This window comes from Streptomyces sp. NPDC002776, assembly GCF_053592195.1.
Map to the genome: position 1 here is coordinate 23,235 of NZ_JBSFVG010000012.1, position 25,661 is coordinate 48,895.

18 protein-coding genes, 7 pseudogenes and 1 riboswitch are annotated in these 25,661 nt (G+C 71.3%); of the genes and pseudogenes, 16 read left to right on the plus strand and 9 right to left on the minus strand.

The window, feature by feature from the left end:
* Positions 1-52 precede the first annotated feature (52 nt).
* From ACWD11_RS23595 to ACWD11_RS23610, 4 genes and pseudogenes are all read left to right on the plus strand, one after another.
* Positions 53-964, plus strand: a complete 912-nt coding sequence (locus ACWD11_RS23595) for a sensor histidine kinase (protein WP_451285280.1) — start codon at positions 53-55, stop codon at positions 962-964.
* Positions 961-1,767, plus strand: a complete 807-nt coding sequence (locus ACWD11_RS23600; RefSeq protein WP_451285282.1) for a response regulator — start codon at positions 961-963, stop codon at positions 1,765-1,767. Before ACWD11_RS23595 ends, ACWD11_RS23600 begins: the two co-directional genes overlap by 4 nt.
* Before the next feature lie 290 nt (positions 1,768-2,057).
* A pseudogene (locus tag ACWD11_RS23605) lies at positions 2,058-2,402 on the plus strand (transposase); the annotation flags it as partial.
* A 114-nt stretch (positions 2,403-2,516) separates the two neighbouring features.
* Positions 2,517-3,383 (plus strand): annotated as a pseudogene (locus tag ACWD11_RS23610) (IS701 family transposase); the annotation flags it as partial.
* Here ACWD11_RS23610 and ACWD11_RS23615 read toward each other — a convergent pair.
* Positions 3,357-3,956, minus strand: a pseudogene (locus ACWD11_RS23615) (IS110 family transposase); the annotation flags it as partial. The pseudogenes ACWD11_RS23610 and ACWD11_RS23615 overlap by 27 nt on opposite strands.
* 307 nt (positions 3,957-4,263) lie before the next feature.
* Here ACWD11_RS23615 and ACWD11_RS23620 point away from each other — a divergent pair.
* Positions 4,264-4,677: pseudogene (locus tag ACWD11_RS23620) on the plus strand (transposase); the annotation flags it as partial.
* Between the two features lie 61 nt (positions 4,678-4,738).
* Here the strand turns inward: ACWD11_RS23620 and tnpA are convergent.
* Positions 4,739-5,106: pseudogene (gene tnpA / locus ACWD11_RS23625) on the minus strand (IS200/IS605 family transposase).
* A gap of 41 nt (positions 5,107-5,147) precedes the next feature.
* On the opposite strand from tnpA, the pseudogene ACWD11_RS23630 reads away from it, so the two are divergent.
* Positions 5,148-6,463: pseudogene (locus ACWD11_RS23630) on the plus strand (RNA-guided endonuclease InsQ/TnpB family protein).
* Here the strand turns inward: ACWD11_RS23630 and fusA are convergent.
* Together fusA and ACWD11_RS23640 are read right to left on the minus strand one after the other, a co-directional pair.
* Positions 6,390-8,477 carry an elongation factor G gene (fusA, locus tag ACWD11_RS23635; RefSeq protein WP_451285284.1) on the minus strand — a complete coding sequence of 696 codons (2,088 nt, stop codon included), beginning with the start codon at positions 8,475-8,477 and terminating at the stop codon, positions 6,390-6,392. The pseudogene ACWD11_RS23630 and the gene fusA sit on opposite strands and share 74 nt — an antisense overlap.
* 510 nt (positions 8,478-8,987) lie before the next feature.
* Positions 8,988-9,425 (minus strand): DoxX family protein, encoded by a 438-nt coding sequence (locus ACWD11_RS23640; RefSeq protein WP_451285286.1) that lies wholly within the window; start codon positions 9,423-9,425, stop codon positions 8,988-8,990.
* 219 nt (positions 9,426-9,644) lie between these two features.
* On the opposite strand from ACWD11_RS23640, the gene ACWD11_RS23645 reads away from it, so the two are divergent.
* Together ACWD11_RS23645 and ACWD11_RS23650 are read left to right on the plus strand one after the other, a co-directional pair.
* Positions 9,645-10,322, plus strand: coding sequence for an adenosylcobinamide amidohydrolase (locus ACWD11_RS23645; RefSeq protein WP_389420432.1), 678 nt, complete (start codon positions 9,645-9,647; stop codon positions 10,320-10,322).
* A 273-nt stretch (positions 10,323-10,595) separates the two neighbouring features.
* Positions 10,596-10,745 (plus strand): annotated as a pseudogene (locus ACWD11_RS23650) (YxiG-like protein); the annotation flags it as partial.
* A 23-nt stretch (positions 10,746-10,768) separates the two neighbouring features.
* Here ACWD11_RS23650 and ACWD11_RS23655 read toward each other — a convergent pair.
* From ACWD11_RS23655 to ACWD11_RS23675, 5 genes are read right to left on the minus strand one after another with little or no spacing between them, the layout of a single operon-like run.
* Positions 10,769-11,470 carry a (2Fe-2S)-binding protein gene (locus tag ACWD11_RS23655; protein WP_451285288.1) on the minus strand — a complete coding sequence of 234 codons (702 nt, stop codon included), beginning with the start codon at positions 11,468-11,470 and terminating at the stop codon, positions 10,769-10,771.
* Positions 11,467-12,294, minus strand: a complete 828-nt coding sequence (locus ACWD11_RS23660; RefSeq protein WP_451285527.1) for an ABC transporter ATP-binding protein — start codon at positions 12,292-12,294, stop codon at positions 11,467-11,469. The genes ACWD11_RS23655 and ACWD11_RS23660 overlap by 4 nt, the downstream gene beginning before the upstream one ends.
* A gap of 5 nt (positions 12,295-12,299) precedes the next feature.
* A complete protein-coding gene (locus tag ACWD11_RS23665) occupies positions 12,300-13,439 on the minus strand; it encodes a FecCD family ABC transporter permease (protein WP_451285290.1) in 1,140 nt (379 codons plus the stop codon).
* Between the two features lie 5 nt (positions 13,440-13,444).
* Positions 13,445-14,434 (minus strand): ABC transporter substrate-binding protein, encoded by a 990-nt coding sequence (locus tag ACWD11_RS23670; RefSeq protein ID WP_389420429.1) that lies wholly within the window; start codon positions 14,432-14,434, stop codon positions 13,445-13,447.
* Between the two features lie 55 nt (positions 14,435-14,489).
* Positions 14,490-14,903, minus strand: coding sequence for a (2Fe-2S) ferredoxin domain-containing protein (locus tag ACWD11_RS23675; protein ID WP_451285292.1), 414 nt, complete (start codon positions 14,901-14,903; stop codon positions 14,490-14,492).
* 37 nt (positions 14,904-14,940) lie between these two features.
* A riboswitch (cobalamin riboswitch) is annotated at positions 14,941-15,129 on the minus strand.
* A gap of 16 nt (positions 15,130-15,145) precedes the next feature.
* On the opposite strand from ACWD11_RS23675, the gene ACWD11_RS23680 reads away from it, so the two are divergent.
* From ACWD11_RS23680 to ACWD11_RS23715, 8 genes are all read left to right on the plus strand, one after another.
* Positions 15,146-15,682 carry a GNAT family N-acetyltransferase gene (locus ACWD11_RS23680; protein ID WP_389420428.1) on the plus strand — a complete coding sequence of 179 codons (537 nt, stop codon included), beginning with the start codon at positions 15,146-15,148 and terminating at the stop codon, positions 15,680-15,682.
* A gap of 89 nt (positions 15,683-15,771) precedes the next feature.
* Positions 15,772-17,280 (plus strand): ABC transporter substrate-binding protein, encoded by a 1,509-nt coding sequence (locus tag ACWD11_RS23685; protein WP_451285294.1) that lies wholly within the window; start codon positions 15,772-15,774, stop codon positions 17,278-17,280.
* 5 nt (positions 17,281-17,285) lie between these two features.
* Positions 17,286-19,166, plus strand: a complete 1,881-nt coding sequence (locus ACWD11_RS23690) for an ABC transporter permease subunit (RefSeq protein ID WP_451285296.1) — start codon at positions 17,286-17,288, stop codon at positions 19,164-19,166.
* Complete coding sequence (locus ACWD11_RS23695; RefSeq protein WP_451285298.1) at positions 19,163-20,446, plus strand: MDR family MFS transporter; 1,284 nt, start codon at positions 19,163-19,165, stop codon at positions 20,444-20,446. The genes ACWD11_RS23690 and ACWD11_RS23695 overlap by 4 nt, the downstream gene beginning before the upstream one ends.
* A 125-nt stretch (positions 20,447-20,571) precedes the next feature.
* Entirely contained in the window at positions 20,572-22,068 is a 1,497-nt protein-coding gene (locus ACWD11_RS23700; protein ID WP_451285300.1) for an ABC transporter substrate-binding protein, read from the plus strand.
* The gene (locus tag ACWD11_RS23705; protein WP_389420424.1) at positions 22,065-23,876 is read left to right on the plus strand and encodes an ABC transporter permease subunit; all 1,812 of its coding nucleotides are present in this window, start codon (positions 22,065-22,067) and stop codon (positions 23,874-23,876) included. Before ACWD11_RS23700 ends, ACWD11_RS23705 begins: the two co-directional genes overlap by 4 nt.
* Positions 23,857-24,897 carry an ABC transporter ATP-binding protein gene (locus ACWD11_RS23710; RefSeq protein WP_451285302.1) on the plus strand — a complete coding sequence of 347 codons (1,041 nt, stop codon included), beginning with the start codon at positions 23,857-23,859 and terminating at the stop codon, positions 24,895-24,897. Before ACWD11_RS23705 ends, ACWD11_RS23710 begins: the two co-directional genes overlap by 20 nt.
* Entirely contained in the window at positions 24,894-25,610 is a 717-nt protein-coding gene (locus tag ACWD11_RS23715; protein ID WP_451285304.1) for an ATP-binding cassette domain-containing protein, read from the plus strand. The genes ACWD11_RS23710 and ACWD11_RS23715 overlap by 4 nt, the downstream gene beginning before the upstream one ends.
* The last annotated feature ends 51 nt before the right edge of the window (positions 25,611-25,661 follow it).

Below are 25,661 nucleotides of genomic sequence, written 5' to 3' on the forward strand. Positions count from 1 at the left end.
GCAGCATCCCCAGCCCACAGGCGGATGCGGACCCCGCAAGCGGTCTGCGACAGTGAACATCGTGTGGGACAGGGATCCGGCTGCGCTGGAGGTTGCGCTGGCCGTCGCGCTTGGGTTGGCGTGCGTGGCCGTCGTAGGGCTGACTGTGGCACTGGTGCGGACGCGGCGCCGCTGGCAGGCGGCCGTGGGAGAGCGCGGCTGGCTCGTGGAGCGGGAACGGGCGAGCGCCGCGCGCGCCGCGGTCGCCGCCGAACGCGACCGTATCGCCCGGGAGTTGCACGACATCGTCAGCCACAACGTCAGCCTGATGGTGGTCCAGGCCAGTGCGGCACGTGAGGTGATGGGCACGATGCCGGACGAGGCAGAGATGGCCCTGCGCGCCGTGCAGGATGCGGGCCGTGGCGCGATGACCGACCTGCGGCACCTGCTGGGAGTGCTGGCACCGTCCCCGAACGGCGAGGATCTCGACCAGGCACCGGGAACCGAGGCGGGCGACGGCGATGGCAACGGCGACATGAGCGAATTGACACCGCAGCCCGGCCTCGACCGGCTCAGCCCCCTGGTGGACCGGGTCTCGTTCGCCGGGCTGCCCGTCGAGGTGCGTATCCTTGGCGAACCGCGCCCCCTACCCCGAGGAATCGAACTGACCGCGTACCGCATCGTCCAGGAGGCGCTGACCAACGCGCTCAAACACGGCGACGGCGGCAAGGCCGAAGTCACCGTGCGCTACGCGGACAACAACCTGCGGGTCGAGGTGCTCAACACCGGCCCCAGCGTGCTGACCGCCGGCGCCCCCACGCGGCCCGCGCCGGCCCGCCCCGTCCCGCTGCACCGCGAAGGACCCGGTCGCGGGCTGCTGGGCCTGCGGGAACGAGTCGCGGTGTACGGCGGAGACCTGGACGCCCGCCGTCGTCTCGGCGGCGGCTACCGGGTCCGTGCCCGCATCCCCTTGGACCGCCCATGACACCGACCCCACCCGAGCGGGCGCCCCGGGTGCTCATCGCCGATGACCAGACACTGATCAGGACCGGCTTCCGATTGATCCTCACCGCACGCGGAATCGACGTCGTGGGTGAGGCGGCCGACGGGGCCGAAGCGGTCACAGCGGCTCGCCGTCTTCGGCCGGACGTCGTGCTGATGGACATCCGCATGCCGAACATGGACGGCCTGGAGGCAACCCGCCTCATCCTGGACCACACCCCCGACTGCCGTGTCCTCATGCTGACCACCTTCGACCTGGACCGCTACGTGTACCGGGCACTGGCGCTCGGAGCCAGCGGCTTCCTCCTCAAGGACGTCACTCCGCAACACCTGGCAGCGGCCATACGCCTGGTCGACACCGGCGACGCCCTGCTCGCTCCGTCGATAACCCGCCGCCTGGTGGAGCGTTTTGCCGGAGGCCGCGAGGCAGGGGATGCCGCGGAAGACCATGGTTGGGATACCGAAGACGAACATCGACACGACGCCTCCCGACCCCCTCAAATTCCCACCCAGCACGCACGACTCACGGCCCTGACCCCGCGCGAACGGGAGGTCCTGATCCTGCTGGGCCGGGGGCTGTCCAACGCGGAACTCGCGGCCGAGCTGACCCTGAGCGAAGCCACAGTGAAGTCCCACGTGGCCCGGATCTTCGCCAAGCTCACCCTCCGCGACCGCGCCCAGGCCGTCGTTCTCGCGTACGAGACAGGACTTGTCAGACCGGGAGACGTACCGCCGCCCAGCGCCTCGGCCGTGCGGCTCGGGCCGGACGCCTCAAAGCGCGGTTAAATCGGGGTGTGCCCACGAAGCGACCCGGTTCCCGGGGGATCCGGGCCGCCCATGGTTCGGTCGAACCGCCCCGGTCTGTGTTCACGGCAGGGGGGACGAACCGACCCCGCACCCCTCGGAGTGCGAGGCCGGCTCATCGCCGCGCTACCGGGTCTATTCGCAGTGCACCGGGCTTCAGCCCGGTGATGAAGCGAATCTGAGAACTGCTCTGACCTAGGGCCTGTGTGACGTCGTGATCAACCTTGCCGATCCGGATCCGCCTGAAAGGCGGATCCGGTAGGAAGACGATCGTGACGCGAAGGCAACTCACCGACAGACAATGGAAGTTGATCGAGCCGTTCCTGCCGATAGGCGATTACGGCCCGTATCCCGAGCGGCTGCGTGAGCAGTTCGAGGGGATGATCTGGCGGTTCCGCACCAGCAGCCAGTGGCGGGAGATGCCAGGCGAGTTCGGCCCGTGGCCGACGGTCTACGGCCGCTTCCGGGCGTGGAGGGACGCCGGCGTCTTCACCGCGCTGCTGGAAGGTGTGATCGCCGAGGCCGCCCGCCAGGGCCAGACGGACTTGTCCCTGGTCAGCGTGGACTCCACGACCACCCGCGCCCACCACGACGCCGCAGGGATGTGCATCGGCAAGGAGCCGAAGTCAGTATCAGTAGTTCGTTAGAACCGGTCGGTGGTGGGGATTGACGACGGGTCGGGTTGGTCGTAGGCCGGTGGTATGAGCCAACTGCCTGGCTGGGGGCTGAAGATGACTGCTCGCCGTCCGTGTCCGCCCGCGCCGGGACCGTTGGAGGACTACGCGGCTCGGTTCGACGACCTCTTCTTCAGCCTGGCCCAGCGGCGGGGGTTTCGTGAGTATCTGACCGGGCTGCTGGCGCCGCGGGAGCGGAACAAGACGATCACCTGCCTGGCCGGGGCGGAGCCGGTGGCCGGTGCGGGAATGCCGGGGGTGCAGCGGCTGCAGTTCTTCCTGTCCGAGTCCCCGTGGGAGGCCGAGCAGATCAACGACCGGCGGCTTGAACTGCTGCGCGAGCAGCCGGCGACGGCTCCGCACGACGGCGGGGTCATCGTGATCGACGACTCCGGGGACCGCAAGGACGGCCGAGCGACCGCGCATGTGGGCCGCCAGTGGCTGGGCCGACTGGGCAAGACCGACAACGGCATCGTCACGGTGACCACGGTGTGGACCGACGGCCGCGTCTACTACCCGCTGCACGCGCATCCCTACACCCCTGCCCACCACTTCGCCCGCGGCCGGTCCGATCCCGCCTTCCGCACGAAACCCCAGCTGTCCGCCGCTCTCGCGACCCGCGGGAAGGAGGCGGGCTTCGCCTGCCGGGCCGTGGTCGCCGACTGCGCCTACTCCGTCAGCGACGACTGGTACCTCGCACTGCGCGAGGCCGGCCTGGCCTACGTGGTCGCGCTCAAGCCGCACCGCGGCACCTGGGCCCGCGCCGACCAGCCGCACACCCCCATCGAAGCCGCCCACGCCCTGACCTGGCGCGATGCCAGACACCCAGGCGACTGGACGGCCGTGGAGCGTCACTTCCGCGACGGGCACACCGAGACCTGGTGGGCAGCCGATGCCCGCCTGGGCGGCTACGGACCCGACTCGCAGGATGCTGCGGGCTTCCCTTGAACACAGGCCGTGCTTGTGCGGGGCGAAGGCGTCGAGGATCGCTGGGTAGAACTCTCTGAGCTGGGACCGAAGCTTGTTGTGCGCCTGGCCGCGGGCCCAGACGGCGTCCTGCTGGGCCCGGGCGAGCACGGCGATGGCCTGGACGAGTTCGGAGTCCGCCGGCAGCGGTCGGTGGGCCGCCATGTCGGTTCGCAGGATGTTGGCCAGGGCAGCGGCGTCGACGGCGTCCGACTTCTTGCGGGCGACAGAGTGGCGGTCACGGTAGCGGGCGACGGCCAGCGGGTTGATCGCGAAGACCGGTCGGCCGCTGGCCCGCAGGCACGCGACAAGCAGTCCGCGTGATGTCTCGATCGCCACTGGGATCTGGGCGTCCTCACTGTCGCCATGCTCGGCCAACAGGGCCATGAGCTGGGCAAACCCTGCAGCATCGTCGCTGATCCGCACCTTGGCGAGTTGCTTTCCGCCCGCATCGACCAATGCAATGTCGTGGTGGTCTTCGGCCCAGTCCACCCCACAGAACACTGGTGTCGATAACCCGGTAATCTCCATCCGGCCCTCCTTCGTGACGACTCTCTTCCCAGGTCAGAGCCTGTGCAGGGTGCGCGTGCTCCCTAATGGAAGTGCTCAAGGCACGTCATCCCACCAGCCGTTCGCAACCCCAGTGAGTCATACGGCCCTCGGTCCGCGTCAGAGCTGAAAGCTCAAGACAGAACTGAGAGGTGATCCGCACAACCGGCTCGGACAACGAACAGCAAACCGCCCGTAAGTCGCAGACGGACCCCCATGCTCCCACCGGACCACTTCGATAACCGCGCAGACGGATCTGCACGCAGTCTTGAGCACTTCGTGCCCACACTGCCGGGCGCGAGCCAGCCTCGTCTTGTCAACAGGGCTCTCAGGCCCGGGCATACTCAAAGGCTCGGCTCGCGCCCCTGAAGGTCAGCTACCGCCGACCTTCGCTTCCCATTAGGCCTACTCATCGCGCGCCAACCGCTCTTACCTGCGCAAACGCAACATCAAGGCAGTCATCCCTGAGAAGAAGGACCAGGCCGCCAACAGGAAGAAGAAGGGCAGTCGCGGCGGCCGGCCCACACGCCACGACGCCGATCTCTACAAGGAACGGAACACCGTCGAGCGCCTGATCAACAAGCTGAAAGCCTGGCGGGGTATCGCAACTCGATACGACAAGACACCCGAGAGCTACCTCGCCGGCCTCCACCTCCGCGCCTCCATGATCTGGATCAACGACCTGCTGAAGGCGATTAATTGATCACAACATCACACAGGCCCTAAGCGGTGGGCGCGGATCCGTACTGTTCGCCTCAGCCCGGTCAGAGCGGGCGGTTCTGCTGCTCGATGTACTGTTTGACGATGCTGAGCGGGGCGCCGCCGAGTGACCCGGCGAAGTACGAGCCGGACCACAGGCGCTGTGCCCGCCAGTAGTGGTGGACGAGGCCGGGGAACTCCTGGCGGAGCCTGCGCGAGGACACGGCTTGAGGGGAGTTCACCAGCCTGGACACGGCGACCTTCGGCGGGAAGTTCACGAGGAGGTGGACATGGTTGGCCTCGCCGTTGAACTCGACCAGTTCGGCCTCGAAGTCCTCGCACACGGCGCGCATGATCTGCTCGCAGCGCGTCAGGTGCCGGTCGGCGAAGACGCTGTGTCGGTACTCGTCACAAAGACCAAGTGGACGTGCATGCGGAAGATGCCGTGACGAGCCAGTCTGTATCGTGATTCGCGTGCAGCTACGGTACAGCTTCCGCTTGTATCCGGGCGCCGGTCAGCGCATCGCGTTGGCGAGGGCGTTCGGGTATGCGAGGGTGGTCTACAACGACGCGCTGCGCGCTCGGGAGAGGGCCCGCAGCGAGGGCATGCCGTTCCCGAAGACCGGCGACCTGTCCAAGGCGCTGATCACCGAGGCGAAGAACACCCCGGAGCGGGCGTGGCTGGGTGAGGTGTCGGCGGTCGTCCTTCAGCAGTCTCTGCGGGACCTGGACACCGCATACCGGAACTTCTTCGACGGACTGAAGGGCAAACGCCCCCGCATGGGTGCGCCCCGGTTCAAGTCGCGTAAGGACAGCCGGCAGGCCGTCCGCTTCACGGCGAACGCCCGCTGGTCGATCACGCCGGGCGGGAAGCTGCGTCTGCCGAAGATCGGCGACCTGAAGGTGAAGTGGTCGCGCACGCTGCCGTCGACGCCGTCCACGGTGACGGTGCTCAAGGACTCGGCGGGCCGGTACTTCGCGAGTTTCGTCGTGGAGAGCGGCCCTGAGGAAGTCCTGCCCGAGGTCACGCCCGAGCTGGGCATCGATCTGGGCCTTGGGCACTTCGCGGTGCTGTCGGACGGGACGAAAGTCGACAGCCCGCGCTTTTTGCGCCGGGCCGAGAAGCGTCTGAAGAAGGCACAGCGCGCCCTCACCCGCAAACAAAGGGGTTCCAGCAACCGGAACAAGGCCCGGTTGACGGTCGCCCGCGCTCACGCGAAGGTGGCCGACGCGCGCCGCGAGTTCCACCACCAGCTCTCCACGAAGCTGATCCGCGAGAACCAAGCGGTCGCCGTTGAGGACCTGGCGGTGAAGGGACTCGCGCGCACGCGCCTGGCCAAGTCCGTGCACGACGCCGGATGGTCGGCGTTCGTGAGCATGCTGGAATACAAGGCTGCCCGGTACGGGCGGACCTTCATCCGGATCGGCCGCTTCGAGCCCACGTCTCAGGTGTGCTCGGCGTGCGGTGTCAAGACGGCCCCAAGCACCTTAACGTCCGTGTGTGGACCTGTAGTGCCTGCGGGGCCGTCCTCGACCGGGACCTCAACGCGGCGGTCAACGTCGCCAAGGCGGCCGGACTGGCCGTGTCAGCCTGTGGAGCGCAGGTAAGACGGGCACCCGTGCCCGCACCGCGCAGTGAAGCAGGAACCCACTCGACCCGCAGGCTTCAACGGCGCGGTAGGCGGGAATCTCCCCCCTTCAAGGGGGGAGAGGATGTCAATACCGTCCCCTCACCCCCGCCGCCGTCAGGCCCTGTGGAACCTCCGCGTAGCCCGCCGGGCGGGTGGTGAACGTGCCCCGGCCCTGGGTGCGTCCGCGCAGGCGGGAGGCGTAGCCGAAGAGTTCGGCCAGCGGCACCGTTGCCGTCACCACTGCCGTACCGCCGCGCGTCGCCGACGCCGACACCCGTCCGCGGCGCGCTGCCAGATCGCCCAGGACCGCCCCCACGCAGTCCTCCGGCACGGTCACCGTCACCTCGGCTACCGGCTCCAGCAGCCGCAGCACGCAGGCCCGCAGGGCTTCCCGCAGTCCGAGCCGGCCGGCGGCACGGAACGCGAGTTCCGAGGAGTCCTTGGTGTGCGTGGCTCCGTCGGTGAGCGTGACCCGCACTCCGGTCACCGGATGACCGCCCAGCGGACCCTCCGTCAGCGCGTCCCGGCAACCGGCCTCGACCGCGCGGGCGAACTCCCGCGGGACCCGGCCACCGACCACCGTCGAACGGAACACGAAGCCGGCCTCGCCGTCCGCAGAGTCCAACGGCTCCACGTCCAGCACCACATGGGCGAACTGCCCGGCGCCGCCGTCCTGCTTGACGTGCCGGTACAGCAGACCCGTCACCCCGCGGACCACGGTCTCCCGGTACGACACCTGCGGGCGGCCGACCGAGACCTCCAGGCCCCGGTCGCGGCGCAGTTTCTCCACCGCCACCTCCAGGTGCAGTTCACCCAGGCCCGACAGCAGCGTCTGGCCGGTCTCCGGATCGGTACGCACCACCAACGACGGATCCTCCTCCGCCAGCCTGGCCAGCGCCGAGGCCAGCCGGTCGGTGTCCTGGCCGCGTCGGGCCTCGACGGCCACCGACACCACCGGGTCGGCCGTGCCCGGCGGTTCCAGCACGATCGGCGCCGAGGGGGCGCACAACGTCGTACCGGCACGCGCCGACTTCGGACCGATCACGGCGACGATGTCCCCGGCCACGGCCAGGTCCGTCTCGGTGTGCCGGTCGGCCTGCACCCGCAGGATCCGGCCGACCCGTTCGGTGCGCTGGGCTCCCGTGTCCAGCACCGTGTCCCCCTTTCGCAGGACGCCGGAATAGATTCGCAGGTACGTCATCCGGCCGGTGGGCGCCGCGTGCACCTTGAAGGCCAGCGCGGCCAGGGGCGCGGCCGGATCGGCGGGACGCTCCTCTTCGGTTCCGTCGATCGTGCCGAGCACGGCGGGCACGTCCGCCGGCGAGGGCAGGTACGCCACCACTGCCTCCAGCAACGGCTCGATGCCACGGTTGCGGTACGCCGAACCGCACAGCACCACCACGGCCTCACCAGTGCCTGTGCCGGTCAGTTCGCGCAGCGCCGTACGCAGTGTTGTCTCCGCGATCGCTCCGACCGTGCAGTACTCCTCCAGCGCCCGCGGATGCAGTTCGGCGACTGCCTCCTCCAGCGCCCGGCGGCGTCGCAGGGCCTCGGCGCGCAAGTCCTCGGGCACGGGGCGTTCCTCGTACGCGTCCGTGTCCGGGGGCCACACCACGGCCCGCATCCGGACCAGGTCGACGACGCCCTCGAACCCCTCCTCGCGGCCGATCGGCAACTGCACCACCAGGGGTGTGGTGCCCAGCCGTTCCCGGATCGACGTAACCGCCGTGTCGAGGTCGGCGCCCGCGCGGTCCATCTTGTTGACGAATGCCAGGCGTGCGACCTGGTGCTTGTCGGCCTCTCGCCACACGGCTTCGCTCTGCGGTTCGACGCCGGCGACGGCGTCGAAGACGGCCACCGCGCCGTCGAGGACGCGCAGCGAGCGGGTCACCTCGTCGGCGAAGTCCACGTGTCCCGGGGTGTCGATGAGGTTGATGCGGTGTCCGTCCCAGTCGCAACTGACCGCCGCCGCGAAGATGGTGATGCCCCGGTCGCGTTCCTGGGAGTCGAAGTCGGTGACGGTGGTGCCCTCGTGCACCTCGCCCCGCTTGTGGACGGCACCGGTCAGGAACAGGATGCGCTCCGTCACGGTGGTCTTCCCGGCATCGACGTGGGCGAGGATGCCCAGGTTGCGGACGGCTTGGAGCGCGCGGAATGTGAGGTCGGTACGCACGGCCTTGAGGCCCTTCTACGTGTGTCGTGAGTGGTGAGAGGCAGCGCGATGGGCGGACGAAGCCTGCGGGGCGCACGCCTGCGCCGGGCCGCGACAAGTCACGGCGCGGCAGGGCAGGGGTCAGCGACGGTCTTCGACCGGGATCTCCAGTGCCGGCCGCGCGGCGGGCACCGGGCTCACGAAGACACGAGGATCACGTCGAACCGTGCCCAGGGGGAGACGACAGCGATGGCGGTACGCACTGTCGGCCTCCCCTCACATCTGAACTCGGAACACGTAGGACGCACGGGCCAGTTCGGGCCGGACGCGTACCGAGAGTATAGGGACCGGAGTGAGCCTGGGCACGGGAATATTCCAGCAATGCGCATGCCAGGCCCAGCGTCTCCCCCGCCTCTGCGGACGGGAGCCGCTTGGTCCCGACGGTCCTGCGGTTTGCGACCGCAGCGGGTGGCCCGCCCCACGCACCGCCGGGCCACCAGGTACGGACCGCACCCTGGTCGGTACTTCGGACTACTGAGGCGCTGAGGAGGTCTTCGCGCCCGTCGCCCCCCGGGCCGCCCGCAGGGACCGCATCACGAGCGGGACCTGCAACGGCACCCGCGCCCAAGCCGCGGCGCGCAGCGCCGGTGAGCGGCGCTGCCAGTCCACTGCCATCTGCACGTTGGCGGGGAGCACCGCGAGAAACAGCCCCGCCGCCAGCCAGCCGCCGACGCGCCGGGTGCGTGGCACGGCGAGCGCCGCGGCGACAGCGAGTTCGGCCGCGCCGCTCAAATGGGTCCAGGTCCGCGGGCTGCCGGGCAGCCCGCGCGGCACGATCGCGTCGAAGGGCTTCGGCACGGCAAAGTGCGCGGCCCCCGCCACGGCCAGAAGTCCGGCAAGCTGGAGTGCGGACCGGTCGGCGGCGAGAGCGGCGGCGCGGTCGGGCGTACGGGAGGCGGTGGAGTCCACGAGTACCTCGCAACGTCGGGCGGAAGCTGACGGACAAGCTTCTTACTGGCCGGTAGGTTAGCGGACGCTCGGCGTCCCGAGCGGGCCGACCCCGCGGACCATGCTCTCCATCGGCGATGACAACGGCCGCGCTGACGGCCCTGGCCCGGCACAGCCCGCCCACACAGCGCGGCGTACGATCACCCGGATCCTCGCCCGGCAAGCACAGGAGCCCGTCCGGTGACCGCCCTCGATCCGCCGACCCGCCACCGTGCGGGCCTGCCCGGCATGCAACACCTCACCCGCGTCGAGGACGGTGAGCGCCTGCACAGCCTGCTGTGGCGGCTGGGCGACGGCTGGCGGATGATCAGCAGCGCAGTGCTCGGCGGCGGCATCGGCGAACGCGCCTGGATCCTGAACGCTCAAGTCGGCCATGGCTACCGTCGAATCGACCCGGACCGCCACCTCGCCAGCCTGGCGCGGGCCGCCGGCGCTCATGGCCCGGGCGTCGGGTTGATGACCGCGGCCGATGTCCGCGCCTACGGGTACGCCCTCGACGGCGGGGTGCACGCCGTGGCCACCGCGGGGCTCGGGGTACGCGGATGGGCTGCTTCCCCGGCCGAGGGCACGGTCACGGCACCGCACGCCGGCACGATCAACATCGTCGCGACACTCCCCGTCGCCCTGACCGACGCGGCACTGGTCAACGCGGTGGCCACAGCCACGGAAGCCAAGGTGCAGGCACTGCTCGACGCGGGGTACGACTGCTCCGGCACCCCCACGGACGCCGTCTGCATAGCCGCCCGTTCCCCGCGCGCCGAATCCGAGGTCCACGCCTTCGCAGGCCCTCGCTCCCTATGGGGCGCCCGCCTCGCCCGCGCCGTCCACGAAGCCGTACGCGCCTCCGCCGGCAAGTGATCTGCTCCCCTGAACCCGTGCTACTGACCTTTCGCATGGAAGTGATCCCCCTCGACCCTGCCGGCCAGGCGAGGCAGGGGGCAGCCGGGTCATCCGCACCAGGAAGATCTCCTCACCTATGAGGCAACAGCGCCCAGAACCGTGCGTCTCGCTATGAAAGGGCTCGTCGAGTGAGATAGAAGGGCGAGCGTGATCGAAGGTCTCGTCCAACATCTGCTCAAGTACGGCGCTATCCATGGTCGTGCACCACGGATATACCAACTACATGCGCGATTACGATGGCACGCCCTGTACCCGGGAGCCAAACTCCTCCCTGAGTCCGAGGTGCGCATGGAAACCGACGCGCACAACGTGACCTTGCTCTTCTCGGAGCTTCAGGTGAGCGAGGTGGCAGTCGGATATGCACCTTTCGTCACCGAGTAAGTCCGTGTCAGTCGGAAACAGGCTCATCCGGTCAGGCAGCAGTCTCCGCATTTCGTGCCCGCCGGAGTGCGGTAGAAGAGGCAGCAGCTGCGGCGACGGAAGCTGAGGTCGGCGGCGGTGAAGTGGCCGGTGCCGGACAGGCGTCCGGTGGCCAGGAGACCGGTGGTGAGCTCGGTGAGCGGGCCGCGCAGGTCCGGCCGTGCCGTCAGAAGCACCTGGGCGGTGCCGGCCAGTGCTGAAGCGGCGTTGCCGTCAAGGAGTCGGGGCGAGATCTTGACGCGGCTCCCCGCGGCCAGCGCGTCCAGGTGCTGCTCGACCACCACCTCGTACAACTTCTCGGTGAGGTGCGGGATTCGGTCGGCGGGCCAGCCGCTGGGGTTGGGCAGCCTCAGCGTGGGGCCCTCGTCGGCCCGGTGCAGCCCGGCCAGGTCGGGGACGATGCCGTGGAGGAGGGTGCAGGCCAGGACCGGGGACCACAGGCGGGCGGCGTGGCCGAGCTGCGCGATGGAGAGGCCGATGCGCGTCTCCCGGGTGTCGTACCGGTCGGTGATCACCTGCGCGAGGTCGGCAAAGCCTCGGGCGTAGGCATCGGTGACCGGGTGCCATCCCTGGTCGGGGCCGCCCAGGGTCAGGGTGAAGAAGCCTCCCAGCGCCGCTACGTCCTGCAGCGCGGCGGCGACGGCCCGGGCGGGCGCACGAGCAGGTGCAGGTACCGGTGCGGTCATGTCTGCGTGGCTTCCTGTTCGGGTGCGGGCTGGTGGGCGGTGAGCGGGATCACCTGTGGCAGGCCGGTGCGGGGATGCTCGGTGATGTCCGCCTCGACGCGGTAGACGTCCCTCAACAGGGCGGGCCTGAGGACATCGCGGGGTGTGCCGTGGGCGACCACACGTCCGGCGTCCATCACGCAGAGGCGGTCGCAGAACGAAGCGGCGAGGTTGAGGTCGTGCAAGGCGACCACGGCGGTGACCCCGAGGCGGCGGACGAGGCGGAGCGCGTCGAGCTGGTGGCGTAGATCGAGGTGGTTGGTGGGTTCGTCCAGCACGATCGTCCCGGCCTGCTGGACGAGTGCGCGGGCGATCAGGACGCGCTGCTTCTCACCGCCGGACAGCCGGTCGAAGGGTGCCTGGGCGAGGTCGGTGACGTCCAGTTCCGTCAGGGCGGCCGTGACGATGGCGCGGTCGTCGGCGTCATCGCCCGCAAAGGGGCGCTTGTGGGGGGTGCGGCCCATGGCCACCACCTCATACACGGTGAGCTCGAAGTCCCCGGCGTGCTCCTGCAGGACAGCCGCCAACTGCCGGGCCAGTTGCTTGCCGGGCATCCGCCAGACGTCCGTCCCGTCCAGCAGCACACGACCCGACGTGGGGCGCAGTGCCCGGTAGACGGTGCGCAGGAGGGTGGACTTGCCGGCGCCGTTGGGGCCGACGAGCCCGACCATCTCTCCGGCGGACACCGTCAGAGAGACCTGGTCGACCAAGGGCGTGCCGTCGACAACCACCGACACGTCGTCAATGTGCAGAATCGCGGGTGCCGTTGGCGGCCGTCCGGTCATCCCGGTCATCGCGCGCTCCTTCGCATCAGCCAGAGGAAGAAGGGGCCGCCGACCAGAGCGGTGAGGATGCCGACGGGGATCTCCTCGGGGCTCATCAGGGTGCGCGCGGCCAGGTCGGCGGCGATCAGGAAGGCCGCGCCGAGCAGAGCCGCGGCCGGGAGCGCTCGGCGGTGGTCGGCCCCGACCAGGAGCCGTACGACGTGGGGCAGGATCAGGCCCACGAAGCCGATCTGGCCGCTGACCGCGACGATCGTGCCGATCATCAACGCGACCAGGGTGAACAGTGCGGCACGGAAGCGGTGGACGTCCAGGCCGAGGGCGGCTGCGGCCTCTTCACCGGCGAGCAGCAGGTTCAGCGGACGGCTCACCCCGAGCAGGACGGCCGTACCGATCAGGACCACGGCGGCCGGGATCCACACGATCGTCCAGGTGGTACCGGCCAGTCCGCCGAGCATCCAGCGCATCGCCGACTGCGTCTTGTGGGGGTCGTTGGAGGTGACCACGAGGAAACTCGCCACCGCCGACAGCACCTCGGCCATCGCCACGCCCGCCAGGACCAGCCGTACGGTGGTCATCCGTCCGCCGGAGCGGGCCAGGAAGTACACCGCGACCAGGGCCGCCAGCGCGCCGCAGAACGCCGCCAGCGGCAGCGAGAAGGCTCCGAACAGCGTGACGTTGAGGACGAGGACCAGGACCGCGCCGACGCTCGCGCCCGACGACACTCCCAGCAGCATCGGGTCGGCGAGCGGGTTGCGGATCAGTGCCTGCAACGCCATGCCCGCCACCGTCAGGCCGGCTCCCACCACCGCGCACAGCAGTACGCGGGGCAGCCGGACGTCGGTGACGATCGTCTCCCGTACCGGGGGCCACGTCTCATCGGCGAGGGCGGGGTGCAGGTGGTGGAGCAGGATGCCCCACACCTCGTCGGCCGGGATCGTGACCGAACCGGCCGCGATCCCGAACGTCGCCGCCACCGCCACCAAGGCGGCGAGCCCGGCCAGCACCAGGGCGTAAGGGAGCCTGCGGCGGCCGGTGACGGCCTGCGCGGTCCCGGTCCTGGCAGAGCCCTTGCCGACCGTGTCGGCGGTTACCGGCGTCCTGCCCGTTGCGACGGCGTCGGTGCCGGCGGCGGCCGGTTCGCTCACGCCGGTCACCGGAAGCGGTCCGGGTGGAGCTGACGGGCCAGCGACGCAACGGCCGCGGGCACCCGTACGCCCACGACGGTGGAGGACAGCGGCAGCACCGCGAACCGCCGGTTCTTGATGGCGGGCACGTCCTTCAGCGCCGGATTGGCGAGCAGGAACTCCTTCTTCTTCGCCACGCTCTGGTCGCCGTAGTCGTAGATGACGATGACCTCGGGCGCCCGCTCGGCCACCTGCTCGAACGACACGTCACCGAACGGCTTGTCGAGGTCGGCGAAGAGGTTGACGCCTCCGGCGCGCTCGATCATGTCGTTGCCGATGCCCGCGCCGCCCGCGGTGAAGGCGCTCTTGTCGCCGCTGTCGTAGACGAACAGCTTTACCGGCTCCGCTCCGTCGAGTTTGCTGTCCACCTCCTCCAGGGTGGTGTGCAGCCGTTCGATCTGCCGTTCTGCCCGCTCGGGGACGCCGAAGACCTTGGCGACCTCGCGGATCTCCTTGTCCATCGCGGTCATCGTCACCGGCCCGGCCGGGCATTCCTCGATGTTGAGGCGGGTGTTGATGCCGGCCTGGGTGAAGGCGTCACGGGAGCGGCCCTCCTTCTCGTCGAAGGTGGAGGCCCAGCCGCCGTAGACGAAGTCGGGCTCGGCGGCCAACAGCGTCTCGTACGACGGGTACTGCTCCGACAGCACCTTGACCTTGTCGTAGGCGGCCCGGTACTCGGGGAGGATCGCGTCGTCGAGGTAGCCCGTGCCGACCATCGACTTCTCCAGCCCGAGCGCCAGCATCACCTCGGTCGCGTGCTGGTTCAAGGACACCGCGCGCTGCGGCGGGCGCTGAAACGTCGTTGTCACCCCGCAGTTGGACACGGTGACCGGGAATCCCTTCACGGCCGGTCCGTCGGAGCCCCGGGCGTTGTCCTGGGCGTTTGCACCGCAACTGGTGATGAGCACAGCGGTGGCCGTGGCCAGCAAGGGGGACAGCAGACGTCTGCCCGTCATGGGGAAGGTCCTCTCGTACGGGTGCTACGGACGGTCGGCGCGCAGGCTGCCGGTCTCAGCGGGCCGCGCGGCGCCGGGGCGGGGTGAAGGCGTAGAGGTCGAGGATCTCGGGCCGGGCAGCGATGCCGTGGCCGCCCGCGCTCGCCCAGGCGGCGATGTCCTCGGTCGCGGCGGGGTCGTTGACCAGGCCCAGCCGGACCGGCCGCGCCCCGGCGGTCCGTCCGGCGGAGGAGGGCTGCACGACGATCACGTTGGCCTGATCGCACACATCCAGGCAGGCGGAGACGCGTACGGGAGCGACCTCGCCCAGGCGCGCGGTCTGCGCGGTGTGATCGACGCCGGTCACCTCGGGACTGCCGCAGCAGCAGTCCCGGCACACAACGACCCGGCACGGCACCGGAGTTACCGGTCTTGTACCGACTGCGCCCACTGGGCTGCCGTACGCCTCCTCGGCCGGCCTCACGGGCATGCCGAACCACCCTCCTCCGAGAAATCCGCCCCGGGTTCGTCGAGGAGGCGACCGCGTGAGTCTCCTGGCTCTCGGGTCGAAGCGCGTCCCGGCCTTCCCACCCGGCTTGGGGCAGTGGCCTGTTCGGGACTGGCTCGCCGATCACAGTGGCGGGACCGCGCCGGATTCACACCGGCTTCCTCGTCCGCCGTCGCCTTGTCGCCGGACATCATCGCACAGGGCTACCTGCATATGATGCGCAGATGCAGAACTATCGCATCAGGGCCGCCATGGCCGCCGACCTCGACGAGGCGCGGGCGGTGATGCTCGACACCGTCTACCGCGACTTCGGCACCGGCTACGTGCCGCGCTGGCACGCCGACATCATCGATCCGGGGTCGTTCTACGTCGCCCCGCCCCGGCACACCCTGCTGGTCGCCGTCGACGAGGAGGACGGGACGGTGGCCGCGACGGCCGCGCTCGACGCGCGGGGGCCGGTCCATCCGCCGAACCCGCGGTGGCTGGCCGAGCGGTACCCGTCGGGTGAGACCGCGCAGCTGCGGCGCGTGTACACGCGCCCGGAGCACCGGCGGCGCGGGCTGGCCCGGCAACTGGTGACAGAGCTGCTGGACTTCGCGCGGACGGACGGCGGTTACCGGTCCGTGTACCTGCACACCGACCCGCACTCCCCCGGCGCGATGGGTCTGTGGCGGACGCTGGGCAAGGCCGTCTGCGACGAGAGGGAGGACCTGCCCGGCGGCGGCAACGGCGTGGTGCACTTCGAGATCCCGCTTGCTTAAATGAAAATCATATTCATATGATGCTGGTCGATGTCGGCCGACCGACCCGTACGGGAACGTCCGCCCTATGGAAAGTCAGAACGAGGACCATGAGATCTCCCCGCCGTCGACTCATAGCCGGCCTGCTGCTCGCCCCCGTGCTCTCCGGCTGCTTCGCCTCCACTGACGACGACTCGTCCTCGGACTCCTCCGGCTCGGGTGAGGCCGGGCGCCTGCGGGTGGCATTCGCCTTCCAGCCGACGGAGAACTACTCGCCGTACGGCGGCCAGGACACCTTCATCCTGTCCCGGCTCGGTGTGAGCGAAGGGCTGACCCGGCTGGACGCCAACGGCACCGCGGCCCCCGCGCTCGCCGAGTCGTGGAGCAGCCAACAGGGCGGAAAAAGCTGGGTGTTCACGCTGAGGGACGCCACCTTCCAGGACGGCAGTGAGGTCACCGCGAAGGCCGTCGCCTCCGCCCTCACCCACGCCGCCGCTGCCGACCCGGCGCCGACCGCGATCTCCGGCGTGAAGCTGACCGCCGAGGCCGTCGGGGAGGACCAGGTCAAGGTCGGCACGGGCGAGGCCGACCCGGTGCTGCCGCTGCGGCTGACCAACCCCAGCCTGGCGGTGTTCTCCCCCAAGGCGTACGGCAAGGACGGCAAGGTGAACCCGGCCGGCACCGCCACCGGCCCCTTCGAACTCACCCGGACCACCGGGGACACGGCAGCCGCCCTGGACCGCTACGACGACTACTGGGGCGGGCGCGCCCAGGCGTCCGGCATCGACGCGAAGTTCGTCTCGGACGGCACCGCCCGCGCCAACGCGCTGCGCACCGGGGACGTGGACATCGCCGAGGCTCTGCCCGTCGCGCAGGTCGCCTCCCTGGACACGGACACCGTCCACGAGATCAACACCGCGCGGAACACCAGCCTGTACCTCAACACCCAGCGAGGTGCCTTCGAGGACGCGGGGCTGCGGGCCGCCGCGCGCGAGGCGATCGACACCTCCGCCGTCGCCAAGGGCGTGTACGAGGGGCACGCCGAGCCCGCCCAGGGCATCTACGGCCCCGCCCTGACCTGGACCGCGGGCAAGAGGACCGAGCCGACCGGCCGGGCCGAGGCCACCGACCCGGACGGCAAGCCCCTCACCATCGCCACCTACAACGACCGGGCCGAGCTGCCCGAGACCGCCCAGGTGCTCCAACAGCAGCTCCAGAAGGCCGGGTTCACGGTGAAGCTGGAGGTGCGCAGCTACGCACGCCTCGAAAGCGACCTGCTGGCGAAGAAGTTCGACGCCGCCGTCGCCTCCCGCAACATGATGCTCGACACCGGCGACCCGGTCACCGTCCTGGCCGGCGACTTCACCTGCGACGGCAGCTACAACCTGTCGTTCCTGTGCGACAAGGACGTCGACCGGCTGGTCGAGAAGGCCCGGGCCGAGGCCGATCCGGGCAGACGGCAGGACGCCGCGATGAAGGCGGAGGCCGCGATCATCGGCACCGACGCGGTGATCCCGCTGGTGCACCTGAAGGTCGTCACCGGCCTCGGTGCGTCCGTCCAGGGCGCGCTGCTCGACCCCTACGAGCGGCAGTTCGTCGGCACCGGGACCCGGCGCTGAACCCCTTGGCCAGGCCCCTTGCCGCCGCCCTGCGCACGCTCGCGCGGGGCGGCGGCCTCACCCTGCTGTGGCGGGCCCTTCTGACGGGCGCCCTGGTGTGCGCGATCGGCCTGCTGCCGTGGCTGTCGCGCACCGACCCGGCGCTGACCGTGCTCAAGGCCCGCTCGGCGGAGCGCGACCCCACCCCGGAGACGCTGCGGGCCATCCGGGACGAACTCGGCCTGGACGACGGCCCGGTGACACTGCTCGGCCGCTGGCTGGGCGGTCTGCTGCGCGGGGACGCGGGCCGGTCCTGGGTGTCGGACACCGAGGTGCTGCCCGCCGCCACGCAGGCCCTCGGCGCCTCCCTGCTGCTGATGGCGGGGGCCGTCGTCATCGCCCTGGTCACGGTCGCGGCGGTGTGCGCCCGCACCCTGTGGCTCGGCTCGCGGCGCCGCCTCGGCACCCGCGGCCCCGGCGGTACCGGATCGGCGGTGCTGGCCGCGCTCCCGGAGTTCCTCATCGCCTCTGTGCTGGCCTCGGTCGTCGGCGTACAGCTGGGCTGGCTGCCCGCCCTCGGCTGGTACGGCCCCCAGTGGATGATCCTGCCCTCGCTCGCCCTCGGCCTGCCCGCCGGAGCCGTCCTCGGGCGGATGCTGGACGACCTGCTGCCCGCGGCGTTCACCGAACCGTGGGCGCTGGCCGCCGCCGCGCGCGGCATACCGCCGGGTTCCGTCGCGCGGCAGGCACTGCGCCGGTGTGCGCCGGGACTGCTGCCCAACGCGGGACTGTTCGTGGTCGGCCTGACCGGCGGCTCGGTCGCCGTCGAGCAGATCTTCGACATCCCGGGACTCGGCCGGCTCACCCTGCGCGCGGCGCTCGCCCAGGACCTGCCCGTCCTGCAGACCGGCACACTCGCGCTCGTCGCGCTCGCGGCAGCGGCGGCTGTGCTGGCCCGGCTCGGCGTGCGACGGCTGATCGGGCCGGCACTGCGCGACGGCGCCCTGCACTCCCTGCACCGGCCCACCCCGCCCGCCGCACGCGTCGTACCCGTCGTCTACGCACTGCTGCTCGCCGGCGTCATCGGCCTCGGCCTGCCCCGCGACCCGCTCGCCCTGGACACGACCGCCAAACTCCAATCCTCTTCCGTCACCCACCCCTTCGGCACCGACGCGCTCGGCCGTGACGTCCTCGCCCGCGTCGCGCACGGCGCACTCGACACCCTCGGCACCGCCCTCGCGGTCGCCGCCGCCGCTCTGCTGACCGGCATGCTGCTGGGCCTGCTGCCCCGCCTGTCCGGCCCCCTGGTCGACACCGTCAACGCCGTACCGCCGGTGCTGGCCGCCCTTCTCGTCACCGGCATCGCGGGCAGCGGCCCCTGGACACCCGCCCTCGCCATCGCCGTCGTCGCCTGGTCCTCGCTGGCCACCCACTTCTCCGCCCTCCTGCGACAGGAGCGCGCCACCCTCCACCTGACCGCCACCCGCGCTCTCGGCGCCGGCCGCTGGTACCTGCTCCGGCATGAACTGCTCCCCGCCGTCCTGCCACCCGTCGTCCGCCACGCCCTGCTCCGGCTGCCCGGCATCGCCCTGAGCCTCGCTGCCCTCGGCTTCCTCGGCCTCGGCTCCCAGCCACCCTCCCCCGAGTGGGGCCTGCTGCTCGCCGAGAACCAGCCGTACGCCGAACGCGCCCCCTGGGCCGTCCTCGCCCCCGCCGCCGCCCTCGCCCTCCTCGGCGCACTTGCCGTGACCGCGGCGGGCGGGGTGCGTCTGTCCCGGCACAACCCGCCTCGCCCGCCGCGCTCCCGGCCTGACCCTCCCGCCCCCTCGGTCACGTCGAGCACCCGGCCGCCGCGTGCCGACACCCCCCTCATCGCCGTATCCGCCTCCCCCACAGAAACCCCATGACCAACCTGCTCCCCCGCACACACCCCCGCCGTCCGGCCGCGAAGCCTCCGCGCGAGCGGACCTGGAAGCACCTCTCCCCACTGCTGCGGCTGCTGATCCTGACCCAACTCGCCTTCAACGTCGGCTTCTACGCCGTCCTGCCGTTCCTCGCCGCACACCTCGGCACCGCCATCGGCATGGCGGGCTGGATGGTCGGCTTCGTCCTCGGACTGCGCACCTTCAGCCAGCAGGGCCTGTTCGTGGTCGGCGGCTGGCTCGTCGACCGCTACGGCGTACGCCCGGTCGTCCTCGCCGGGTGCCTGCTGCGCATCGCCGGGTTCGCCTGGCTCGGATACGCGCAACAGACCTGGGCGGTGATCGCAGCGGTGCTGCTGATCGGATTCGCCGCCGCGCTGTTCTCCCCGGCCGTGGAGTCGGAGGTCGCCCGGCAGGCCGTGGCATGGGAGGCGGAGGGCCACGGCCCGCGTACCCGCGTGCTGGCCCTGTTCTCCGCCGCCGGACAGGCGGGAGCCTTCGTCGGACCGCTGCTCGGCGCCCTGCTCCTCGCCGTGGACTTCCGTACCGCCTGCCTCGCCGGGGCCGGCGTCTTCGTACTCGTCCTCACCGGGCACGTGCGGCTGATGCCGCAGCACATACCGGGCCGGACCCGCACCCTGGAGCGGGGCGGGCTGCGCACGCTGCTGCGCAACCGCCGCTTCCTCGCCCTGTGTTGCGCCTACGGCACCTACCTGCTCGCCTACAACCAGCTCTATCTCGCCCTGCCCGACGAGGTGCAGCGTGCGACGGGCTCGCAGTCGGCCCTGTCCTGGCTGTTCGCCCTCTCCTCTCTCCTGATCGTCTTCGCTCAACTCCCCCTCACCCGCTGGGCCGGTGACCGGCTCGACCTGCGCCGCTCCATGACGGCCGGCCTCCTTCTCGTCGCCGCGGGATTCGCGGTCGTGGCCGCTGCACGCCCCGCCGGCTGGACGGGCATCGCCGGGTTGCTGCCCGCCGCCGGGTACGTCGTCCTGCTCACCCTCGGCCAGATGCTGATCGTCCCGGCCGCCCGGGCCTGGGTCTCCGACCTCGCCGAGGACGGACGCCTCGGCCTGTACACCGGCGCGCTGTCCTCCGTCTCCGGCCTGATCGTCCTCATCGGCAGCTCCGCCACCGGATCCCTCCTGGACCTCGGCCTCCCTCCCGCGGTGCCATGGCTGCTTCTCGCCGCGGTTCCCGCCGTGGCGGTGGCGCTGGTGCCCCGCTGCGCGGAAGGCGCCGGGGGCGCGGACCCGCAACGTTGAGGCCCACTCCTCCGCCGGGTCGCGCAGAGAGTCCCGCCAAGCCACCGAACTTATGAAAACGATTGTCATTGTGTTACGGTCATCGCACATCCGATCTTGACCGAGCACCACCCCGGAGTGTCCCCGTGCGCCCCCCTGCCCGTCCCCTCTCGCTCACCGCGGCCGCGACCGCCGGCTTCGTCCTCACCGGCTGTTTCTCCGCGGCGTCGGACACCGACGGCGCTTCGGGGGGCGAGAGCCGCCGGATACGCGTCGCGATGATGCAGCCGCCGCGCTCCGGGCTCTCCCCGCTCTCCGACGACGCGTTCAAGCTGTCCCGCTGGTCGGCCGCAGAGACCTTGGTGAAGCTGGACGCGGACGGCGACGCCGAGCCCGCGCTCGCCACCGAGTGGCAGCGCTCCGGGCGCAGTTGGACCTTCACCGTCCGGGACAGCGTCACCTTCCACGACGGCACCGACCTCACCGCCGAGGCCGTGGCCAACTCCCTCACCCGGGCCGCCACCGCCTCCCCCAAGCCACGCATCCTCGACGGCGTCGACATGTCCGTGAAGGCCGACGGTGACCGGGTCACCGTCACCACCACCGAGGACGACCCGCTCGTCCCGCAGCGACTCAGTTCTCCGCAGCTCGCCATCCTCGCCACCAAGGCGTACAAGGGGAAGACCGTCAACCCGGTCGGTGCCGGTACGGGTCCCTTCGAACTGACGAAGGTCAACGGCACTTCCTCCGCCACGCTCGACCGCTACGACGACTACTGGGGCGGCAAGGCGAAGGCCCCCGGTATCGACGTCAGGTTCGTACCCGACGGCACCGCACGCGCCGCCGCCCTGCGCAGCGGCGAGGCCGACATCGTCGAGGCGGTCCCCGTCTCGCAGGCCGCCGTGCTGGACCAGGACTTGATCACCGAGGTCCCCATGCCCCGCACCAACACCCTCTACCTGAACACGCAGAAGGGCATCTTCAAGGACGCCTCGCTGCGTGCGGTGGCGCGGGAGGCGATCGACGCGAGATCCATCGTGGACGGTGTGTACGAGGGACGCGCCGACGTCGCCGAGGGACTCCTGGGTCCGGCGCTCCCGTGGGCGGCCGCATTGCGCGAGCCGGTCGAGGAGCGGGCGAAGGCCGGCGACCCGGCCGGGAAGACCCTCACCATCGGTACCTTCACCGACCGCGCCGAACTTCCCGAGGTCGCCGCCACCCTGCAACAGCAGCTGCGCGAGGCGGGCTTCGAGGTGAAGCTGGAGATCCGCGAGTACGCGAACATCGAGTCCGACGCTCTGGCCGGCGAGTTCGACGCGTTCATCCTGTCCCGGGCGACCGTCCTCGACTCCGGCGACCCGGCCGCCTACCTCTACAGCGACTTCGGCTCCGAGGGGTCCTTCAACATCTCCCAGTTGGCCGACCCGGCCGTCGACAAGGCGCTGCAGAAGGCGTCCTCGGCGGCCACCGGTGACGCGCGGCGCAAGGCGATCATCGAGGCGGAGGCCGCCGTACTCGCCACGGACGCCGCGGTGCCCATGCTGCACGAGCGCGTCATCCAGGGTGACGCGGCCGGCGTCACGGGCGCGGCCCATGACCCGCGCGAGCGGGAACTGGTCACGGTCGACACCCACGTCAAGTGAGGTCCCGCATACGGTGGCAGGCCGGTGCGGCCACGCTGACGCGACTCGTCTGCCTCACCGCCGTACTGGCCGCCGTCGGCCTGCTGCCCTGGCTCTCCGGTCGCGATCCCGCGCTGACCGTGCTGCGGGCCCGGTCGGCTGAGCAGGAGCCCACCAAGGAGGCCCTGGACGCGGTGCGCCGCGATCTCGGCCTGGGCGCGGGTCCCCTGGCGCTGCTGGGCGACTGGCTCGCCGGACTGGTCCGCGGCGACCTCGGCACGTCGTGGGTGTCGGGCGCCGACGTACTGCCTTCCGTGCTTTCCGGTCTGCAGGTGTCGTTGAGTCTGATGGCCGCCGCCCTCGCCGTCGCGGTGCTGCTCGCGTGCGCGCTGGTCGCGCCGGTGCTCGTGCGCGGCCGGGGGTCGGCGGGCGCGTTCGGCGCCATGCTCGCCGCCGTTCCCGAGTTCCTGCTCGCCACAGTCGCGCTGCTGGTGTGCGGAGTGTGGCTGGGGATACTGCCGACCTCCGGCTGGCAGGGCCCGCAGTACCTGATCCTGCCAGCCGTTTCCCTGGGCGTCCCGGCGGGCGGACTCCTCGGCCGCCTGGTCGCGGACGCGCTGCCGCCCGTGCTGGACGAGCGCTGGACGGAACTGTGGCGGGAGGCCGGGGTCAGCAGGGCGCGCACCGCGGCGGCAGCGCTTCGGCGCGTCCTGCCGCCGCTGGTCCCGCAGTTCGGCATGGTGGCCGTCGGCCTGACCGGTGGTGCGGTCGCCGTGGAGACAGTGTTCTCGGTGCCCGGCATCGGCCGTACGGCGCTCGGGGCGGCGAAGTCCCAGGACCTGCCGCTGCTCCAGGGTTCCGTGCTTGCCCTGCTGGTGCTGGGACTGGCCGCGGGCGCGCTGGCCGCGCTCGTACGGCGTCGTCTGCTCGGCCCGGCACTGCGCGACGCGGGCCTCACGTTGCCCGTGCCGCGACCCGTACGCGCTCACCCTGCGGTCCCCGTGGCGCTGGGCGCCGTACTGCTGGCCGCCGTCGGCTGGGGCCTGCTGCGCGACCCGTACACCGTGGACATGACGGCCCGGTTGCTGCCCCCGTCGTGGACACATCCGCTCGGCACCGACGGGCTCGGCCGGGACGTGCTGGCCCGGCTCGGGCACGGCGCGACCATGACGGTCGGCACGGCCGTCGCCGTGTGCCTCGCGAGCCTGCTCCTCGCGCTGGCCCTGGGATTCCTGCCGCGCGTGACCGCCGGGGCCTCCGACATCGCCAACTCACTGCCCCCGGTGATCGTCGGCATATTGGTAGCCGCCGCCGTGGGCCCCGGTACGGGCGGCGCCGCCCTCGCGGTCGCGTTGGTCTCCTGGCCCCCGCTCTCCGCGCACGCGGCGGCCCTGGTGCAGGAGGTGCGCGCGTCGTCGTTCCTGACCGCCCAGCGTGCCATCGGCGCCACCCCGTGGTGGATCCTGACCCGCCACGTCCTGCCGTCGGTGGCCGGCCCCGTCGCCCGGCACGCGGTCCTCCGCCTCCCCGGCATCGCCCTCGCCCTGGCCTCCCTGGGCTTCCTGGGACTCGGCGCCCAGCCGCCCGCCCCTGAGTGGGGCCTGCTGCTGGAGGAGTCCCGCGCGTACGTGGAGCGGGCCCCGTGGGCGGCGCTCACCCCAGCGGTCGCCCTCGCACTGCTGGCCGGTCTCGCCGTGGCGACCTCGGCGTACACGCAGGGAAGCACCGTCCGCGCCCGCCGCACGGCATCCGACCGCGCAGCCGCTCGACCCGGCTCCCCCGCCCACCCCTCACGGAAGGAGGCCTGCCTTGACAGCGACGCCACCTGACGCCGACGTCCTTCTCTCGGTACGCGAACTCGGTGTCACCCTGCACGGCGTCCCGGCCGTCAGTGGGCTGGCCTTCGACGTGCGCGCCAGGGAAGTTCTCGCCGTGGTCGGCGAGTCCGGCGCGGGCAAGTCCCTCACGGCACGTGCGCTGCTGGGCTCGGCCCCACGAGGCGCCCTGGTGACGGGGAGTGTGCGGCTGCGCCGCACGCCGGGCTCGTACGACGAACTTGTGGGGGCCCCGGCCTCGGTCCTCGCCGCCCTACGGGGCCGCCGCACGGCGCTCGTTCCGCAGGACGCCCTGTCCGCGCTCTCACCGGTGCACTCCGTGGGTGATCAACTCGTCGCGGCCGTACGGTCCGTGGCACGCGTCTCGCGGATGGAGGCGCGCGCGCGAGCGGTCGCCGCGCTCGACCGGGTGGGCATCGCGGACGCCGCACGCAAGGCGCGGGCGTATCCGCACGAGTACTCCGGCGGGATGCGCCAGCGCGCCGTCATCGCCATGGCCACGATCAACGAGCCGGACCTGCTCATCGCGGACGAGCCGACGACCGCGCTGGACCCGGGCCTCCAGGAGCAGGTGCTGCGCGTCCTCGGGGAGCAGCGCGAGGCGGTGGGCGCCGCCCTCGTCCTGGTCACGCACGAACTGGGGACGGTCCGCGACCGAGCCGACCGCGTGCTCGTGATGTACGCCGGACGCCAGGCCGAACAGGGCCCGGCCCGACGCGTATTGGACCACCCCGCGGCTCCGTACACAGCGGGGCTGCTGGCGTCACTGCCGCCGGGACGATCCGGTGGGCGCAGCGCGCGTCGGCGTCTCCCCACCATCCCCGGAGCCCCGCCCGCCTTCGACCGTCTCCCGCCCGGCTGCGCCTTCGCGGCCCGCTGTCCGCTGGCCGACGACCGTTGTCGACGCGAGGAGCCGCGGGCCCGCACGGTGGGCGACGGCCACGAGGTCTCCTGTCACCGCTGGGAGGACGTACCCCGTCCGGCGACCGAGTTGTTCCTGGAGCGGTCCGTATGAGCACGCCTGTGATCCCCCCGCAGCGCCGTACCGGGGACGATCCGCTGCTGGACGTTCGCGACCTGGTCGTGCGCTACGGTCCGGTCACCGCCGTGGACCACGTCTCCTTCGCCCTGGAGGCGGGCGAGACCCTCGCCCTGAACGGCCCCTCTGGATGCGGCAAGTCCTCGACGATCACCGCCGTGCTGCAATTGCGTCGCCCGGACGGGGGTGAGGTCCGCTTCGAGGGCCGGGAGCTGACCGCGCTCACCGAACGCGAGCTCCGTCCCCTCCGCCCCCGGATGCAGCCGGTGTTCCAGGACCCCTACGGATCACTCAGCCCTCGCCACCGCGTCCGGGACGCGTTGGCGGAACCATTGCGCGTCCAGGGACGCTGGGACGACACGGATGGCCCCGCCCGGGTCGCCGAGCTCCTCGAACGGGTCGGCCTGGACAGCGCCCACGGCGACCGCTTCCCGCACGAGCTGTCCGGCGGGCAGTGCCAGCGCGTGGGCATCGCACGGGCGCTGGCGTCCCAGCCCCGGCTCCTCGTCCTCGACGAGCCGGTCTCCGCCCTCGACCCGTCCGTCCGGGCCGGCATCCTCAACCTGCTCGCCGGACTTCAGGAAGACCTGGGGCTCGCCTACCTGTTCATCTGCCACGACCAGGCAGTCGTACGCCACTTCGCGGACCGTGCGATCGAGATGCGGGACGGGCGGCTCGTGGCGGGGTAGCCGTCAGCCGGTGCGACGGCCTGCCGGTCACCCGGAAGTTCGTAATGGGAT

Bases quoted from the DNA above. Each gene is read 5' to 3' on its own strand.
- ACWD11_RS23600 (WP_451285282.1), top strand. From the start codon at position 961: ATGACACCGACCCCACCCGAGCGGGCGCCCCGGGTGCTCATCGCCGAT.
- ACWD11_RS23680 (WP_389420428.1), top strand. From the start codon at position 15,146: ATGCAGAACTATCGCATCAGGGCCGCCATGGCCGCCGACCTCGACGAG.
- ACWD11_RS23675 (WP_451285292.1), bottom strand. From the start codon at position 14,903: ATGCCCGTGAGGCCGGCCGAGGAGGCGTACGGCAGCCCAGTGGGCGCA.
- ACWD11_RS23695 (WP_451285298.1), top strand. From the start codon at position 19,163: ATGACCAACCTGCTCCCCCGCACACACCCCCGCCGTCCGGCCGCGAAG.
- ACWD11_RS23670 (WP_389420429.1), bottom strand. From the start codon at position 14,434: ATGACGGGCAGACGTCTGCTGTCCCCCTTGCTGGCCACGGCCACCGCT.
- ACWD11_RS23655 (WP_451285288.1), bottom strand. From the start codon at position 11,470: ATGACCGCACCGGTACCTGCACCTGCTCGTGCGCCCGCCCGGGCCGTC.
- ACWD11_RS23660 (WP_451285527.1), bottom strand. From the start codon at position 12,294: ATGACCGGACGGCCGCCAACGGCACCCGCGATTCTGCACATTGACGAC.
- ACWD11_RS23685 (WP_451285294.1), top strand. From the start codon at position 15,772: ATGAGATCTCCCCGCCGTCGACTCATAGCCGGCCTGCTGCTCGCCCCC.
- ACWD11_RS23715 (WP_451285304.1), top strand. From the start codon at position 24,894: ATGAGCACGCCTGTGATCCCCCCGCAGCGCCGTACCGGGGACGATCCG.